The sequence below is a fragment of the Anaerobiospirillum sp. NML120511 genome, assembly GCF_023050955.1.
Lineage (GTDB): Bacteria > Pseudomonadota > Gammaproteobacteria > Enterobacterales > Succinivibrionaceae > Anaerobiospirillum.
In genome coordinates, this window is the sequence record NZ_JALKIK010000007.1 from 61208 (window position 1) to 79656 (window position 18449).

General features: G+C 53.2%; 11 protein-coding genes. 4 read left to right on the forward strand and 7 right to left on the reverse strand.

What is annotated here, in order from left to right:
• Positions 1–243: 243 nt before the first annotated feature.
• The 4 genes from MXE39_RS03425 to MXE39_RS03440 all read left to right on the forward strand — a co-directional run bounded on the left by MXE39_RS03425 (position 244) and on the right by MXE39_RS03440 (position 8783).
• On the forward strand, positions 244–948 hold the full coding sequence (locus MXE39_RS03425; protein ID WP_246977266.1) for a tetratricopeptide repeat protein: 705 nt from the start codon (positions 244–246) through the stop codon (positions 946–948).
• A 323-nt stretch (positions 949–1271) separates the two neighbouring features.
• Positions 1272–2888 carry an outer membrane protein assembly factor BamB gene (gene bamB, locus MXE39_RS03430; RefSeq protein ID WP_246977267.1) on the forward strand — a complete coding sequence of 539 codons (1617 nt, stop codon included), beginning with the start codon at positions 1272–1274 and terminating at the stop codon, positions 2886–2888.
• A gap of 1170 nt (positions 2889–4058) precedes the next feature.
• The gene (gene der, locus MXE39_RS03435) at positions 4059–5768 is read left to right on the forward strand and encodes a ribosome biogenesis GTPase Der (protein ID WP_246977268.1); all 1710 of its coding nucleotides are present in this window, start codon (positions 4059–4061) and stop codon (positions 5766–5768) included.
• Between the two features lie 1176 nt (positions 5769–6944).
• Positions 6945–8783: a ProQ/FinO family protein gene (locus MXE39_RS03440; RefSeq protein ID WP_246977270.1), complete on the forward strand. Its 1839-nt coding sequence runs from the start codon at positions 6945–6947 to the stop codon at positions 8781–8783.
• 266 nt (positions 8784–9049) lie between these two features.
• Here MXE39_RS03440 and MXE39_RS03445 read toward each other — a convergent pair whose 3' ends face one another.
• The 7 genes from MXE39_RS03445 to ugpC all read right to left on the reverse strand — a co-directional run bounded on the left by MXE39_RS03445 (position 9050) and on the right by ugpC (position 18354).
• Complete coding sequence (locus MXE39_RS03445) at positions 9050–10009, reverse strand: flagellin (protein ID WP_246977271.1); 960 nt, start codon at positions 10007–10009, stop codon at positions 9050–9052.
• Between the two features lie 95 nt (positions 10010–10104).
• Complete coding sequence (locus MXE39_RS03450; RefSeq protein WP_246977273.1) at positions 10105–11049, reverse strand: flagellin; 945 nt, start codon at positions 11047–11049, stop codon at positions 10105–10107.
• A 370-nt stretch (positions 11050–11419) separates the two neighbouring features.
• On the reverse strand, positions 11420–13840 hold the full coding sequence (locus MXE39_RS03455; protein WP_246977274.1) for a 6-hydroxymethylpterin diphosphokinase MptE-like protein: 2421 nt from the start codon (positions 13838–13840) through the stop codon (positions 11420–11422).
• 753 nt (positions 13841–14593) lie between these two features.
• On the reverse strand, positions 14594–14914 hold the full coding sequence (locus MXE39_RS03460; protein WP_246977275.1) for a hypothetical protein: 321 nt from the start codon (positions 14912–14914) through the stop codon (positions 14594–14596).
• A 206-nt stretch (positions 14915–15120) separates the two neighbouring features.
• A complete protein-coding gene (gene fliS / locus MXE39_RS03465) occupies positions 15121–15606 on the reverse strand; it encodes a flagellar export chaperone FliS (protein ID WP_246977276.1) in 486 nt (161 codons plus the stop codon).
• A gap of 766 nt (positions 15607–16372) precedes the next feature.
• Complete coding sequence (locus MXE39_RS03470; protein ID WP_246977277.1) at positions 16373–16510, reverse strand: hypothetical protein; 138 nt, start codon at positions 16508–16510, stop codon at positions 16373–16375.
• Between the two features lie 722 nt (positions 16511–17232).
• The gene (ugpC, locus tag MXE39_RS03475; protein ID WP_246977278.1) at positions 17233–18354 is read right to left on the reverse strand and encodes a sn-glycerol-3-phosphate ABC transporter ATP-binding protein UgpC; all 1122 of its coding nucleotides are present in this window, start codon (positions 18352–18354) and stop codon (positions 17233–17235) included.
• Positions 18355–18449 lie beyond the last annotated feature (95 nt).

The window sequence follows — 18449 nt, forward strand, 5'->3', positions numbered from 1 at the left end:
AAGCGTATTCTTAACGTCTAAAAGACGTGACCTGCCGCCACACAGGCCCCAGGTACGCGGCGCAGGCCTGCAGCAGCCGGCCGGCAGCTCCGGCCGGCAGCCCTGGGATGCCTGAGCAAGGGGATGGCGGCAGTGCAGTATTTTTCACGGCTCACCTGGCCTGATATATGGCGCCGGGGCCGGTTTTTAGCTATTATCAGCTGTTTATTATTTCGTTTCAGCTGCGATTTTTAGAGGAAAAAGATGGATATCTTAACTGATGAGCATGAAAGAGAAGAGGCGGTGCGCAAATGGTGGCATGAGCACTGGAAGCCAATTGCTCTTGGTGTTGCCATCGCTCTGGCCGGTCTGGTAGGCGTTCGTCAGTACCAGGCATGGCAGCTGTCTGAAAACCAGCAGACCGCCTATGAGGTCTACCAGCATCAGATCAAGCTCGGCACCAGCGGTGCTGCTGCCCTTGCAGATGCCCAGAAATTCATCGATCAGAACAAGAATGTATACGGCTCTCTGCTGGCCCTTGAAATGGCCAATGTTCAGATCCGTGCTGCCCGCTATGACGAGGCCCAGAAGCTCGTTTCCTTCGCTGCTGCCAATGGCGGCGATCTGCTGGCTCCTCAGTGCAATCTGGTAACTGCCCGTCTGCAGGCCCAGCAGGGCCGTTATGAGGACGCTCTGGCCACTCTGTCAGCCTTAAAGAGCGATGCCTACAAGATTGAAGTTGCCGAGACCCGTGGTGACGTGCTCCTTGCAAAGGGTGACCGTCAGGGCGCTCACGATGCCTACCTTGAGGCCATCAAGGCCACCGAGGCTGCCAAACTGCAGATCAGTTCTGTTCTGCAGCTCAAGTTCGACAGCGTCATCAAGCACGGTGACACTCCAGCTTACAAGCTCATGAACCAGCAGGCTGCTGCCATGAGCGCCACCCCTGACAACGTCAGCGGCAAGTAAGCCGCCTGCCCGCAAGCCGCTGACCTGACAGGCGCTGCTGACCTGACAGGGGCAGTGGCAGCAGGCTCTGTCCACTGCCCTGGTGTATATCATCTGCGCAGGCAGCGTCAGCTGACGCAGTCAGCGTACGCTGCCAGCAGATGCATCAGGCTGCGAACCAAATGGCAGATTTGCTGTCTATATATTGCTCAGTCCTGTGTACTCATGATTATCAACTTAAGGGCCAGTGCCCAAAAGTTATCTTTGTGAATTTTTACCTCTGCATAATCAGGTACACAGGTCTTATAACCCCATTGAGTGCCGGTTTTTGGGAAAAATTAAACATGCTGAAGTCTAAATTAGCTCTTGCCTTACCTCTTGCCATGCTGGTCCTCGCCGGCTGCTCAAGCTCCGATACGCGCTATGAGCCAGTTGATGCTCCAGAGGTGAACAATCTCTTTACTGTCAATGAGTTATGGACCAAGTCCACTGGTGGCACTGACGATTTCTACTCCGAGCTGGCTCCTGCCTTTGATGCCACTAATGTCTATACCGCATCCCGTAAGGGCGTAGTAATCTCAAGCTCCCAGGCTGACGGCGCATCCGTATGGGAAGTAGACCTCTCTGATGAGGCCGAAAATAATGACAAGCGCTCTGCCCGTCTGTCTGGCGGCGTAGCCATAAGCGGTACCACCATTGCCCTGGGCTCTGAAAATGGCTATGTCTACGTTTTAAACACCTCAAATGGCTCTATCCTGTGGAAGAAGTACATTGAGGCTGAAGTAGTAGCCCGTCCAGCTTTCAACGCCAGCGGCGACAAGCTCTTTGTTCTGGACAGCCGTGGCAATTTCACTGCCTTTGATGCCCGTACCGGCGAGCAGCTGTGGGCCACCGGTGATGCCCCTCAGCCATTACGTCTGCGCGCTCAGGCCAATCCTGTAGTGGTTGAAGATGACTATCTGCTGGTAGGCACCTCCTCAGGCAAGGTCAATGTCATTCTCCAGTCCAATGGCGCAACCGTAAACCAGATTAATGTGGGCAATGCCGTGGGCACCAACGCTCTTGAGCGTGTAGCTGACGTAGCCACCAGCCCTCTTATCCTCGGCCGCATGCTCTACAGCGCCGCTTACTCAGGCGGTCTGGTTCAGTATGACCTCTCCACCTTCAGCTATCAGAGCCGTCTTGGCTATCAGACCAGCCGCGATATGGCTTACGACAACCAGTCTCTGGTTCTGACCTCTGATGATGGCAGCGTTTACTGTATCAACGCTGAGGACAATTCCCAGCGCTGGGTAAATACCTCCCTTGGTTACCGTAAGACTACCGCTCCAGTGGTATATGGCAATTACGCCGTAGTAGGTGACTATGAGGGCTATATCTACTTCATGGATATGGCTGACGGCTCCATTGACTACATGAGCCGTGTTGACCGCTCCGGCGTTTATGGCGCATCTCAGGTCAAGGATGGCAAGCTCTACGTTCTGGCCAATGACGGTACTCTGGCCTGTTACTCCTTTGCTGATGCCCAGCGTGAAAGCGCCGCCCGCAATGTCGAGCAGGTTAACAACGACATCAAAAAGCGCGCAGCTTTTGGTCTGACCTTAAATCACCCAGGCGTATTTGACGGCGGTATTTATGCCCCGTCAAGCGTCAGCCGCGAGCAGCTTGAGGCCCGTCGTAATGCTATCCGCAAGGCTGTAGCCCAGCAGGAAGCTCATGTTGCAGCCCAGCGCCGTGCCGCCGAGCAGGCAGCCCGTGCCCGCGCTCAGTACGAGGCTCAGCGTAAGGCTTACGAAGAGGAAAGACGAGAGCGTCTGTCAGGCTTTGGCATCGCTCCGGGAGTACGCTCTGAGGTAGAGGAGAGCAAGGGTGCTGCCTCTGAGAGCAGCGACACCCAGTACGTCGAGACTCCAGCTTCCGGTGGTGATGACGGCCGCAAGTCCTCCAACTTCGGTATCTGACAGTAAGGGCCTGCCCCGGCACCAGGTGCGGCCCTGACGGGACCGCACCATGGCGCATACGCAGTCAGGCGCAGACAGGTCAGACAAGGCTGCTCTCAGACATTCATCAGGAAGCCACAGGGCTTCCCCAGGCTCTGTCCAGTCTTTTTCAAAAGGCCCGGGTATCTGCAGAAATGTGATAAAATGCACACTTTCTCAGACCCCGGGCTTTTTTACGCCCAGGTTTTACGCTCCGTGCAGCCATCAAGCCCGGCAGGAGCGCTCGTTCCGGCCCAGTGTATTCATGCCGGACCACAACCATGAGTGACACGCAGGGTGCTGTCTCACAGCAGGCAGCCCGGTTCATCTCATGGCAGGAGCCCTGCTCATGGCAGGGGCTCCATGTGTGCTCAGACACAGCCGCTTAACAGCGGCATTTCGTCATTCAGCTGTCTGAACTTTATCTGTATCCAACCAGCTTATAACCGGCTTTCAGCCTGCAGGACCACCCGGCCAGGGACAATCAGCCCACAGGGCCATCCAGCCTGGGGCCATCCGACCAGGGGCCATCAGCCCACAGGGACATCCTGTCTGGGGTTTTCAGCACCCAATGGCCGTCCAGCCTGGGGCCACATCAGCCCCAGCTGAGCCGTCCAGCCATCAGGCCTGCGCCTGCAGGGCTGTCTGCAGTATTGTGAAAGCTTTCATCAGGGGCACAGGTGCAGTCACTGCACCAGTGAGCGCGGCGCTCATTACCATGGCCCCATCTCCCCCTTCTGAGCTGAGGGGATTTTCCCTTTTCAAACAGACACCAGGGCCGCTGTGCGGCCCGTACGCGCAGGGGCTCGTGTCCTCTGCCCTTGCTCTGTCGAGCTGCCCGGGACGGGCAGCCTCAGGGACCTTGTTATGACAGGATGCAGATGTAAGTTGCAGAACATCGGACAATAGCGCAGTGTGGCGCGGTTGCTCGCGGTGCAGGGCTGAATTGTTTGCAATATCTTAAGAGACCGCAGTGCCATGGCCCATGTGGCAGCTGCGTGGCCATGCAGCATGCACTTATACATGCGGGCAGGGCTGCACAGCATGCTGCAGGCGAGGCTGCCTGGCTGCAGATCTGATTTCCGGCAGGGAACAGTGTGAGCGCTGGGCAGGAGCAGGGGCAGGGTGGCCACAGGTCTCAGGGAAAATTTCATGAAGGTAGTAGCCCTGGTAGGTTGCCCTAATGTTGGCAAATCTACTCTTTTTAATCGTCTGACCAAAACCCGTGACGCTCTGGTAGCTGACTTTCCAGGCCTGACCCGTGACCGTAAGTACGGCCGCGCTCTTTTTGATGGCCGTGAGTACATTGTTATCGACACCGGCGGTATTGCCGAGGATGCCGAGCAGCCATCAGATCTGACCAATCGCATGACCTCTCAGGCACTGCTTGCCATTGATGAGTGCGACCTTGTTTTATTCATGGTGGATGCCCGTGCCGGCATCATGCCAGGTGATTATTCTGTAGCCGACTACATCCGCAAGTCAGGCAAGCCATGCGCTATCGTGGCCAACAAGATTGACGGTCTTGATCCTGATATTGCCGGTACTGATTTCTACTCCCTGGGTCTGGGTGAGATTTACCAGACTGCCGTAGTACATGGCCGTGGCGTTAACATCCTGCTTGAGGAAGTTATCGCTCCGGTACTGCGTGAAGAGGGTCCGCTGGACAGCGACATTATTGACAAAGAGGACGAGGACGACAGCCAGTGGGAAAGCGGCTTTGAGTTCCTTGAGAACGTCCCTGTAGACCGCACCGGCGGCGGCTTTGACTGGCACGCCTTCCGTGAGGCTCAGCGTGCCCGTGTTAAGGGTGAGGAGAGCGAAGAGGAGAAGGAAAAGGCTGAGCAGACCACCCGTACTCCTTTTGCTGACCTGCCAATCAAATTTGCTCTGGTAGGCAAGCCAAATGTAGGCAAGTCCACCCTGACCAACCGCATGCTCGGTGAAGAGCGTGTAGTAGTAGCTGACATGCCAGGTACTACCCGCGACTCTATCTACATTCCTCTGGAGCGCGAGGATCAGAAGTACATCGTTATCGATACTGCCGGTGTGCGTAAGCGCCGCAAGGTCAACGAGGCCATTGAGAAGTTCTCCATTGTTAAGACCTTAAAGGCCATTGAGGACTGTAACGTAGCCATTCTGGTTATCGATGCCCGTGAGCACATCACCGATCAGGATCTGTCTTTGCTGGGCTTTATCATTGATTCCGGCCGCTCTCTGGTAGTAGCCGTTAACAAGTGGGATGGTCTTACCCAGGAGTACAAGGACGAAATCAAGCGTGAGCTCGACCTGCGTCTGGGCTTTGTGGACTTTGCCCGTGTTCACTTCATCTCAGCTCTGCACGGTACCGGTGTAGGCAATCTTTTTGAGTCAATCAATGAGGCCTATGAGTCTGCTACCCGTCGTAACAGCTCCTCAATGCTCAACCGCATTCTTTCTGCGGCCGTGCAGGAGCACGAGCCACCTGTTTCAGGCGGTCGCCGTATCAAGCTCAAGTATGCCCATGCCGGTGGCTACAATCCTCCACGCATCATTATTCACGGCAACAAGGTCTCCAAGATGCCGGACAGCTACAAGCGCTATCTCATCAACTGCTATCGCAAGTCGCTGAAGATCATGGGTACCCCGGTACTGCTCGAGTTCAAGGAGGGTGAGAACCCATACGCCGATCAGAAGCCGGCTCAGAAGCGCATCACTCAGTCCAAGATCAGAGCTCAGAAGCGTCAGGCTGAGACCGAGCGCCGCTATGCCCGCGCAGCCCAGAAGGCCGAGCGCGCCCAGAACCGCGTCGTTGCCGAAGCAAAACGCACCGGCACCGGCATGGTTCTCAAAAAGCGCCCTAAGGTCTCCAAGGGCAAGTAACATCATGCCAGTAAGTCTCAACATGGCCTGCATCACCACAACATGCTGCAGCCCCAGCCTGCTCACCAGCTGCCGCTGCACCGGCAGCTTCCGGATATGCATCGCCATGCTGACCTGAATAAAAGGCCGACTTTGTCTGTTAACCCGGACAGAGTCGGCATTTTTCATTGCACCGAAAGATACAGCGCCACCAGGCCCGTCATCCGGCCACGCCACCGGGCCCGCCATCCGGCCACGCCACCGGGCCCGCCATCCGGCCACATCATGGCCTGACAGCACAGCCTCTGAGCCTGGCCAATATCAGCTGAGCCTTCCCGGCAGCAAATCAACTCTGTCATCACCTCAGTAAGAGAGAGCGCTCAGGGGCAGCTGCACTGATTGCAACCCTGATCACTGCGGCTTAATTGACAGATTTAAGGGGATGCGTCTTTATTCTGGCACTAACAATGTCATTAAAGTGCGTAAAATATGCACTATGGCTGTATCGTGATTTTGACCGTGGTGTATACTAAATATCTAGAATTATGTAGAAACCCTGTCGTTTTCAGGGATAAACAGCGTGGTTGTACCTTATCTGGCACTTTTCTGGCATAAACACACATTGCAGAAAAATGCTCTGGACCGTCCAGTAAGTAAGGAGCACCCGGCTCAGTATTACGCTGTTAACAGGCACGATAACAGTCTAAAGACTATGCCTGGCCATTGTCTGACAGCGATGGCTGTTGCTGAGTAAATGTTTTTCTTATCAAGCAAGATATTTTGCTGCCATCTTATGTGCAGGGGCCTGGCCCCGGGCATGGCAGTTATGATTTTTCTGACCCGATACCGGACAGTATGGCTGACTGATCAGTTATGAGCAGGACAGCCTGTAAATTTATATTCTGCCCCTTAAGGTTGTGTCCGGTAAAAGAGAGAAGTGCAGTTCTTTTCCGAGCAGATGAGACTGCAATACATGTAGTGCTTATTTTGATGACAGGTACCGACAAGGTATCTGTTGTTTCGGTTACATCGTGGCAGGCTGAAAATGCAGAGGTCTGTCTATAACATACAGCTGTACGGCGCATGTTCCCATACAGGGAGTTAACACCGGCTTATGGTGGTCAGCGGATTTTGTCCACTGATTGTTGAGTGCGGTGGTCGTATGGCTTGCAATGCAGGAAGTTGTTGGAGCTAATTATGGATAGCGAAGTTTCAAAGAATGAGGAAGCACCTGAGGCTGTTGAGCTGAGCCCGGTTGAGGCCAAGCCTAAGCGTAAGCGTCGTACCAGAGCCGAAATTGAGGCTGATCTTGCTGCAGAGGCTGAAGCCAAGCGAATCAAGGCTGAGCAGAAGGCGGCTGAAAAGGCTGCCAAGGAAGCCGCCAAGGCCGCTGAGAAAGCTGCCAAAGCCGCTGAGCGTGCTGCCGCCAAGGCTGCCAAAGCCGCAGAAAAGGAAGCCCAGCAGGCTGCCAAGGCTGCCGCCCGTGCCGGTGATGCAGACAGCGGTGAAGCCGCTCCTGCTCGCAAGACCAGAACCGCTGCTGCCAGGAAGACTGCCGCTGCCAAAGATGAAGCTGCCGCTCCGGAGGCCGGTGCAGCTGCCAACCTTGATCTGATTCTCCAGCTGGCCCAGCAGGCCAAAGACGCAGGCAAGATCGACGATGCCACCCTCCAGGCTACCCTTGCTGCCCTTCAGCAGCAGGCTGCTGCAGCACCTGCACCAGCTGCACCAGCTGCCGATGAGGATGATGCTGATGACAATATCGGCAACCGCGTTGATACCAGCGGCTCTGATGGCGAAATCGATGATGACATCGGTAATCGTGCTGACATCTCTGATGACGGTGACGAGCCTGATGACAGCATTGGCAACAAGCTTTCTGCCGATGAGGCCGCCGCTCAGGCTGCCCAGGATAACGTAGACGACTCAGAGGGGCAGGCCGCTGTACAGGCTGCCGGCACTGAGGATGCCAGGAGCGAAGAGGCTCAGGATGGCGAAGAGAAGAAGCCATTCAAGGAGCGTCCAAACCTTACCCCTGCAGAGCGTCGTGAGCGCAAGGCCCGAGTTCTTGCTGAGCGTAAGGCCGCTGCTGCCCGTCGCGCCCGTGAAAAGGATGAGCGCGAGCGCTTCCTGAGCTTCCTGGCTCTGGCTTTCCCTAAGGCTATTTTCGTTGACCGTGAGCAGCGTCTGCCTCTTAAGGTAGGTATCGCTCAGGACATTCTTGATCGCCTGAAGAACATGGAAGCCCAGTTCCAGTACTTCGACAAGCAGCGCTACAAGATTCTCCACAACTACTGTCACTCTCTGCCATATCTGCAGAAGATCGCCGATGGTGTACCTCGTGTAGACCTTGATGGCAATCCAGCCGGTGAGATTGAACAAGAGCACCGCGAGAATGCCAAGGCCGAAATCGAGCGTATCCGTCAGGAGATTGAGGCTGCAACCGCCAAGGCCAAGAAGTCTCACAAGGCCAAGCGCCCAATGAAGCCACGCCGTCCAGGCCCAGGCCAGAACCGCTTTGCTCAGGGCCAGCGTCCAAACTTCAACAAGGGCGACGGTCAGGGCTACAACAACCGCTACAACCAGGGCGGCTACCAGAATGGTGGTTACCAGGGCGGTCAGGGCGGTTATCAGAACCGTCAGGGTGGCTATCAGAACCGCTTTAGCAACAACAATGGCTACCAGGGCGGCGGCTACCAGAACAACTACCAGAACGGTGGCTATCAGAATAACTACCAGAATGGCGGTTATCAGGGCCAGGGTGGTTACCAGGGCGGCCAGGGTGGCTACCAGAATGGTGGCTATCAGGGTGGTCAGGGCGGCTACCAGAACGGCTACAACAGCCAGGGCGGCTATCGCGCCGGTGGCTACCGTACTGGTGGCGGCGGCTATCAGAACCGCTTCCAGCAGACCGGTTACCAGAACCGCTTCCAGAACAATGGCGCACCAGCAGGTGAGCAGGGCGGCAATGGTGAGAGCACCGGACCAAAGGTCATGCGCCGTCGCGTATTCAACGTTAACAAACGTGAAGATTAGCGGCCCGCAACCAGCCCTTCAGGCCAGATGACGGCCGCGCCCACAGCGCAGCCGTCATCCAGCCCGAAACATTAAAAAACCCCGGAACGACCAGCGTCATCACGACCAGTGTCATTCCGGGGTTTTTACATCTGTATGGGGCATGTCCAATGCCCGAACAGCCCCGAACAGAAAGAACAGCCCAGAACAGAAGCAAACGGGCACGAAAAAGCCCGATATCCGAAGATACCGGGCTTTTTCAATGGAGCCCAGCTCCGCAAGGTCAGTTAACCAAGCAGGGACAGACCCAGCTGAGGGCGGGTGTTGGCCTGCATCAGCATGGAGGTAGCAGCCTGCTGAATAATGGACTGCTGGGAAAGGTTTGCAGACTCCTCGGCGAAGTCAGCGTCGCGAATACGGCTACGGGCGTCAGCCTGGTTGGCGGAAACGTTTGCCTGATTGCGTATGGAAGACTCTAGGCGGTTCTGTATTGCACCTAGTCCAGCACGCTGTGAATCAACATAGCCAATCATGGCATCCATAAGCTTGATAGTATCACCGATACTTGCTGCTTCAGAAAGACGCAGAGTCTTAGGGGCACCCTGATTGCCAGCTTTCAAAACAGTATCTGCATTAATGCCATTACCACCTACTGCCTTAGAGTCTTCAGCAATCTTTGTGAACTTGAAAGAAGCAACATCAAAATCGATAGTATCTCCCTTGTTAGCACCTACCTGCAGGGTCATACGGGCGATCTTATTACCACCAGCACCACCTCCTGCAACGCCCTGACCAAAAAGGGACTTTCCACCTGCCTGGGCATCTACACCATCCAGAACGGTCTTGCCGGCGAATGTTGTCTGCTGAGCTATACGGTTGACCTCGGAAAGCAGGGCATTTGCTTCCTTGTTCAGAGCAATACGGTCATCAGTAGTATTGGTTCCGTTAGCTGCCTGGACAGCCAGAGTACGGATTCTCTGGAGCATATTGGTGGTTTCGTCCAGGGCGCCTTCGATGGTCTGGGCGAGCGCAATACCGTCGCTGGCATTGCGGTTGCCCTGGTTCAGGCCGTTTACCTGGGTGGTGAGGCGGGAGCTGATCTGGAGGCCGGCTGCGTCGTCCTTGGCACTGTTAATTCTCAGGCCAGACGAGAGTCTCTGGTAGGTCGTAGTGAGCTGATTCTGTACGTTGTTGAGGTAGCGGCGTCCGTTGAGCGAGCTGACGTTTGTATTGACGTAAACGGCCATAGTTTCACCTTTGTAGACATGAATAAGAGAGATGAGCCACTAAGATGGAGGCCATGAGTTCATGAGGCCTCCATTTGAATATTAGTGGTAATCTTTTAGCCCAGAAGGGACAGGCCCAGCTGAGGACGGGTGTTGGCCTGCATCAGCATGGAGGTAGCAGCCTGCTGAATAATAGACTGCTGGGAAAGGTTTGCAGACTCCTCTGCGAAGTCAGCATCGCGAATACGGCTACGGGCATCAGACTGGTTGGCGGAAACGTTTGCCTGATTGCGTATGGAAGACTCTAGGCGGTTCTGTATTGCACCTAGTCCGGCACGGGAAGCATCTACAGCAGCAATCATGGTTGTTAGACCTGTAATAGCTGCCTCAATATTTTCAGTTTTGGTTAGTGAAATTGTGTCTGGGGCATTATTAGCTCCCTTTTTCCAGAATTTCTCAAGATCTGCTTTCTGTATATTGCCAGCTGAAGCAATCTGAGAGAATTTCATGGCATGAACTTCAAAGCTTATACTATCGCCTTTGTTAGCTCCTACCTGAAGTGTAAGCTTACCAATCTCATCCTTTCCATTTTGACCCTGAGCATTACCGCCACCCTTAGTCATTATGGAGTTAGTACCAGCACCATCAAGGATGAGGGAGCCTCCAAATTTGGTCTGCTTGGCAATACGTGTAATTTCCTGTGCAAGAGCAGTAGCCTCTTTGCTCAGGGCTTTACGGTCGTCTCCAGTATTAGTGCCATTATTTGCTTGAACAGCCAGAGTACGCATCTTCTGGAGCATGCTGGTCATTTCGTCCATGGCACCTTCAGCTGTCTGAGCAAAGGCAATACCGTCAGAAGCGTTGCGGTTACCCTGGTTGAGGCCGTTAATCTGGGTGGTGAGTCTGCTGGAGATCTGGAGGCCGGCTGCGTCGTCCTTGGCACTGTTGATTCTCAGTCCGGAAGACAGTCTCTGATAGGTGGTTGTCAATTGGTTCTGGACATTGTTGAGATAGCGGCGTCCGTTCAGAGAACTGACGTTTGTATTGACGTATACGGCCATGGTGTGCACCTCTGAATGGTGGCTCCTGGCAGAGCAGGATGCGTGTTTGTGTGTTATTTTTCCTTGCCCTGATTAACGTCAATTTGTCCGTGCTGTCAAAATGGCATTTTTACCATACTCAGCGAAATGCAAACTGGTTATTTACACAAATATTACTTAATCAAGTTATCTTCATAGATATGTAAAACATGCATATCTAAGCATGTGATTTACAAAACGAAAAAGCCCGATATCCGAAGATACCGGGCTTTTCTACGCCTCAGCCTGTGCTCCAGTGCCTGTTTTGGAAAGCGTCTGAGCGGTGCTGCTCAGGCGCAGGTGCGGGCGCTGGAGGTGCACCGCTGGAGGTGCGGCGCAGGGGCGGGCGGGGTTATTCGTAGCGCTTGACGAACTTGCGGTTTGGATACTTGTCAGTATCCTCCTTGGTTACGTAAGGCTTACGTCTTTCAAACTTGTGTGCCTTGCAGTCACCGTGGTCATAGCCTACCACGCCATTGAGGTGGACCTGGTGGTCCTCGGCGCAGTAGTCAGGCATGAAGTGGTAGAGCTTCATGGCGTCTTCAAGGAAGTAGATGATGTACTGCAGCTGCTGGTCAGCAAGTACTACGGCCTTCTTCTCGTTCTTGGTCTGGTACAGGGTACGCATTACCATGGCGAACATGCCGTACAGGGAGCCGTCGATAAGGTCGGCAACATAGTAGTCACGGGTATCGTGAACCTTGTTGAGCACCTCACAGACAGTCTGCAGCATGAAGATGTAGTCAATACGGGTCTTAGGACGATCCTCAAGGGTCAGAAGCTTGATGACCACATGGAATACGTACTCTACGGCATCGATATCAACCAGGCTGTCTTCCTGCTCCTTGGTCAGGTGGAAGCGGGTGGTCTTCTCCTCAACCATGAACTTGATAAACTCATCGCGGTCCAGATCAGGCAGGTTCTCCCACTTGAGCTCCTCAGAGTGCTTAGGCTCGGCACCCTTGAGCTTGGCACCGTCAGAGCAGTTCCAGTAGTTGATCTCTTTGTCCTTAATGCCGTGACGCATGATAACTTCCATGTATCGGGCAGACAGACGGTATACGTAGCTGCTGTATACCTCACCACCGAAGTTACCGTCCAGACGGTAGTTCAGGGCAGAAATCTCACTCTGGGCAGCCAGAACTTCATTGTTGCTGTTGCTGCCGTTGTAGAACAGGTTCTCATCCGGGTGAGTCTTGCGGTCTTCACGCTTGGTGCCGTTGTCCACACCAAAGAGGAATACGTTCTTGAAAGCGAACTGGGTAGCTGCGGCTACACCAAGGTTACCTACCAGAGGGTTCATCAGGGAGATGGAGTTAACCTTACGCCACTGATCGTACATCTTGGCGGCGGCCAGCCAGAAGAAGGTCTCATCAGCCTTGCCGAAGATAGCAGTGTGCTTGAAGTGCTTTAATACCTCAGGGTGAATAACGTCACCGGTAACCAGGATAATGTCCTTGAGGTAGTCCTGATCAGGAATCAGGGAAAGGTGCTCAGATACGATACGAAGACGCTCGGTAGCACCGTAGAACATAGGCTTGATGCCGGCATTGTACAGAGTCTCAATGGCGGTACCACAGGCCAGCATGATTACCTTGTCCTGAATCTTGCGCAGGAAAGGAAGATCATGAGACAGAGATGGACCGTTAGCTACCACTACAAATGGCACATCAGCCCACTTCTCAGGGAACTTGACATCGGACAGTACGAAGCCTGCGTGATTCTTAACGTGGCTGATACCGTGAGCCATGGCGAACAGGTGGTCGTCATAGAAGCCCAGGGTGGCATAGGAACGCTCGTAGTCCTCTACCAGACGGTCGGAAATGTCATTGATTTCCTTGGAACGGTAGTGAACCATGGACCACATGTAGCAGGCCAGCATACGACCATGACGGTTGTAGTAGCTGTTGAGGTCCTCGAATACTTCTTCCTTGGACTGACCGACCATGAGGTAAATACCGCGACGGCTCTCATGGAGGTACTCAAGGAGGTTGGCCCAGTCAAAGGCGTGCAGGGAAGCAAAGAACAGGTCCAGATTTGGCTCAATCAGAACCATATTGCCAATGTCGATACGCTCGTACAGGCGGCCAATGTGATAGCCAAGACCACAGCCTACGATAATACAGATAGGGCAGGAACCTGATACCAGAGGGTTTTCATTAACCGGTACGTGCTCACGGTTAAACTTGACCATCTCGTTGAGGTAACGGTGGTGGATCTGGCCGAAGAGCTCGTTATCAAGGCCATAGTTGAGCTGCTTGAAAGGGCTCTTTTCCAGAACCAGGTCTACCTGTGAGTTACACAGTTCAACCGGATCAAAAACCTTGTAGAAGAACTCACCACGCTCAGGGAAAAACAGATTAGGAACGCCATTGGAGGTACACATGAACTCGAGGCTTTCGCTTGGTCTGTAATCGATGAACTGATCGTAGATGGATGGCATATAGAGCTTGAAAGCTTCCATATTGCGGTTGAAGCGCTCAATGAGCATCTCACTCATGATCTTCTGCAGCTCAAGCAGCTGAGTGATGTGCTCTGACATCTGACCACTGTCCATCTGGGTCACATGCTGGGACATCTCATCGAGGTTACTTGGGTCAAAGCCCAGTTCGTTCCTGAACTCATCCTCGACTTCCTTACGGGTCTTAAACTGGGCATCAATAGCTGAAGGAGCAGTGTTCTCATCAACCTGAGGCCACATCATTTTCAGCTCTTCGTACTCGCGGTCTACGTTACCCTGGTAGTCTGAATCGTGAGATTTCTGGTCTGTCATAAAAATTCCTTCCAGCTGACTGATGCAGTTCAGCGAGGTTCTAAATCTGCCATGCCCGCTGCGACATTCGCGGGGCATGTTGAGCGCGCCGCAGTTCACAGTTCCTGAAGCAAAATCGCCTTCAGTGCTGTGTCATAAAAATGCATAAGGCTTTAGTTAATTGCTTTGGATGCCCTTCATGCAAGAATTGCGCAAGATTGGATATCAATGCTCAAAAAGTCCTGATCACCGGGCTGAAATTATTAAGGCAGACAGTCTTTAAACCTGATAAATATCATTAATTTTGCGCGTCATCAGGTGTGGAAAAAATTTTTGAAATGTTCGAGCTCAAAGGTATAGATCTGGTACCAGATGCCGGGAAATAGATATAAATCGACAGCCTCAGTAAGCAAAATGATCATAAGCGGCCACACTCACGATGCTCTGTTGTGAGTTTTCGTAAGCACTTATGTAAATATGCAGGGATGAGCTTATTTATGGGATGTTGACGGGACTTGATGAGGGATTGTTCTGATTGCATGGCCTGGGATGCAGGCAGAGAGATGCTCTGGGAAATCTTTTAGGTAGTGGAAGTGGACTGTTGCCAGGTTTTGCGCGGTATTGCCAGGTTGAGGAGGTGTTTTCGTAATGCTGTACTGAATATTTTGTAGAGTGTTCAGACAGCAAAGGCGCCATAAGGCGCCTTTGTTCTCCCTGTGCCTTGCAGTGACAGGGAGAGAATTGAGCTGTCAGCAGGCGGGTACCGCCCTGTGTTTAGTAGCGGCGGACCTGACGGTAGGCCTGCTGGCCTTTGGATCCCTTCTTGAGGCCGCTTAATTCGCGGCGTACCTTTTCGTGCTCGTCTACCAGAATATCGCGCTGCTCGGCTGTCACTTCATAAAGCGACTGCAGGTATTCGTCAACACCGGTACGGTCTTCAAGGTCCTTGGTCAGCTCATAGAGCTTTCTGAACAGTACTACTTTCTCACTGCTGAGCTTCTCGGCAAGCTCAAGGTCTTCGGCTTCAAGAGCGTCAGAGATAGCGTCATCGTTGTCATCAATGGCCTTTGCCAGGTCTAAAAGCTCCTGATTCATGGGAATGTCCTTAAGTATTGGGGGCGGAGCAAGGTGCTGTCCGGCCTTATGCTGTGGCCTTTGCCTGATGGCGCGGGCTCTGCCCTGGTGTTCCTGCTGCAGCAGCCGGAGCTGCCAGTGGAAAGGTAAGTCTGTATACGATAAAACCAGCCTTGAATGGCTGGTTTTATGGCACAAATGCTTAACTGAGGCACAGGCCTCAGCAATTAAACATTGCCGTCAATCAGCTTCTTGTGAGGATCGTAGTTGTGCTGGAAGTGCTGCTCATTGGTACGCATCTGAGAATGTGCTTCCTTAATGGCAGTCTGTGGCAGATTGTCCCATGCCTCCTTGATAGGCATGAACGCACGCAGAGCATCATCAATAGGCTGAGTATCCACGTTGATGGAGGCCTCACCGAGCTTATCGAGCATGAAGTCGTAAATCAGTGAAAGGTTCTTTGCAATTTCAGGAGCATGGCTTGGATCAAGAGTGTCCTTGAGATACTGGATAATGGCGGTGGCAGCTGCCAGCTTTTTGGCCTTATCCTCCAGATCATTACGCTCAATAGCGCCCTTGGCCTGACCAAGACGCTCAAAAACGCCATTGTATAAGGCTTTGGTAATGGTGTATGGATCTGCAACCTCAAGCTGTGCATTTACAGAGCCCTTGCGGTACTCTTTCATCATATCTTGCGGTTTTGTAATGAACATCGTTCTCAACTCCTGCGCGTTAGCATTTGCAAAGCGAACCTGCTGAAAGCCCCAGCTTCTGAACATTCTACAACAAAAGCGGCCCTGTATGAGACTGCAGGGATGCTCTGATGGTAATCAGAATCATGTTCCAGGTAAGCAAAATACAGCCTGTTAAAGGCATTTGCCGCTCTCCTGCTACATTGAAGACTGTCGTCCTGTGTTCATGGGTACGGCATTTTCCTCATGCTGTGACTGGTATTACACAGCAAAGCTTATGCCATAGAGCCTTATTGGTGAATACTTTATCGGGAGCCCGTGCGCACGGGCTCAGCTGAGCTCTAAGGCCTTATCTTTCAGGCAGTATCAGTGCTCCGGACCAATGGACTGCGGCAAATTAGTACTGCAGATTGCCGCCTGTAATTATCCAGAATCAGTAGAGCTGATTATAAATTACGTATCTGAGCCGGGAATGAGGACCGGGAATAATTTCTGTCAGACACTTTACTGATTGGGCCTGGAAGGGCTATGCCTGCGGAATCGGGCTGCGGTGATGCTGGTGGAGGCAGGCCTGGTGGGAGTGTGGCGGGAGCGTGGTGGGAGTGGCTGAATAAAAAAGGCTCCCGGTGGGAGCCTGATTTTGCTGTGTACCTTTTGTTTGCCCTGTCTTTAGCTGGCAGACACGGCTGCAGGAGCTTCACAAAACGATGTCGCGCTCTTGCACTGCGCTGCACTGCACGGCGCTGCGCTGCGCTGCGTTGCGTTGCACTGCGCGGTGTTGTTGCACTTACATGCGGTTTTCCTGCAGGAAGAAGATCAGTCGGCGCTTGTGCTGCTCACGGCGCATCATCTTGAACTGGAGGCGACGACGCTTGGAGCGATGAAACTGGGAGCCGCTGCGGGCGAAGTGAGGGCTTTTTCTCATTGGTATTTCCTCTTTTCCTGGAGCCTGATACCTGCAGTCATTACTGCCGTACCAGATGGTGCAGGAAAATTCTGTACAGTCGGTTCAGGACTGCCTGGCATGACGATGTGCAGCTGTCGATAAGCTGCCTGATGCCGGTCCTTATGCGTCCTGATTGTTATGACCCTTATGTCAGCAGACTGGTTGTTGCATCTGCCAGGGAGACTGGTCACTTTGTCAGCCCGTGCTCCTGTTAATCATGGGAGCTGCTGAACTTTCTGACCGTTATTACGTTTTCCTGTATATGCCGACCATATGATTTCAGTCAGCTCAAATCCATCCGGGACTGTCACCTTTGCAGATTATGCGGCCCTGTGCACTGTATGGCAGTGCCAGATGTATTAATTTTGTCCTTGGATCCATTATAGACATACCATGTCAAAAGCACCAAAACCAGAAGTTAAGCCAATGTTAATTCTGTGAAGCTGTCCGGCCTTTTGCAACTGCGCTGTTCCATATGCTCTGATGCTGTGTTACAGGCGCATTAAATCAGCATGTCTGTTTGCTTCTCAATCATTGGGACTTCCACCTTGCATGCACATACAGTAAAGCCGCCTCAGGGGCGGCTTTACTGTATGTGGCACAGCCGGCATGGGCGGTCTTGCTTAGCCTGGCGCTGCCTTGCTGAGCCTGGCCCGGCCATTACCGGCCGGTGAGGCAGGGCCAGGTGGTGCCAGGCCTGGTCAGTTGAGCAGGGCCTGCTCAGTTTCGCTGTCGAAGAGGTACATCTTCTTGAGGTCAATCTTAAGGGAGATGTTCTGACCTTCCTCAAGGCCGGTGACCGGTGGCAGCTTGGCGCACAGCTTGTACCTGTCTACGTTGACAAAGAGGTAGACCTCAGAGCCTATTGGCTCTACCAGATCGATTTCAGCGCTGAGATCAGATGTGTCACGCTCACCTGGAATAGTGCGTCCGGTGTAGATATGCTCAGGTCTGATGCCCATGGTGACCTTCTTGCCCTCGTATTGACTTAGGTCAGGCATATTTTCGCGTGGCATGATGTTGAAGCTGTGCTGCTTGTCCAGTACGCAGGTAAAACCGGTAGGGGAGTTAGCACGTCGCTCAATGGTGACATCCATGAAGTTCATCTGAGGAGAGCCAATGAAGCCGGCAACGAATTTGGAGGCTGGATGGTCATACAGGGCCTGAGGAGTATCAACCTGCATTACATCGCCATCTTTCATAACCACAATGCGTTCGCCCATGGTCATGGCCTCAATCTGATCGTGGGTTACATAGATAAAGGTGGTACCAAGGCGCTTGTGAAGCTTGGAGATCTCTGAGCGCATGGTGGTACGCAGCTTGGCGTCGAGGTTGGACAGAGGCTCGTCAAGCAGGAAGACATCAGGATCACGCACCATTGCACGGCCCAGAGCAACACGCTGTCTCTGACCGCCAGACAGGGCTTTGGGCTTGCGGTCCAGATATGCAGTAATGCCCAGCACCTCGGCTGCATTACGGATACGACGGTCGATTTCATCGGCCGGAACCTTGCGCTGGATAAGACCATAGGCCATGTTCTTGTACACACTCATGTGAGGGTACAGAGCATAGTTCTGGAACACCATGGCAATGTTACGGTCTTTAGGAGCCACGTCATTGACGAGGCGCTCACCAATATACAGTTCGCCTGCACTGATGTCCTCAAGGCCGGCAATCATACGCAGGGTAGTGGACTTTCCGCAGCCGGACGGGCCTACGAAGACCACGAACTCCTTGTCCTTGATTTCAAGATTGAAGTCCTTAACGACCTTGATATTTCCTGGGTAAACCTTGGCAATGTGCTTCAATAAAATACTGGCCATATTTAACTCTCAACTGTATGGCTGGCCGTCGCATCCTGATGCTGGCGACAGCTCAAAAACTGTACGGGGCTGCCTGAGGCCTGACTGCCTGGGCT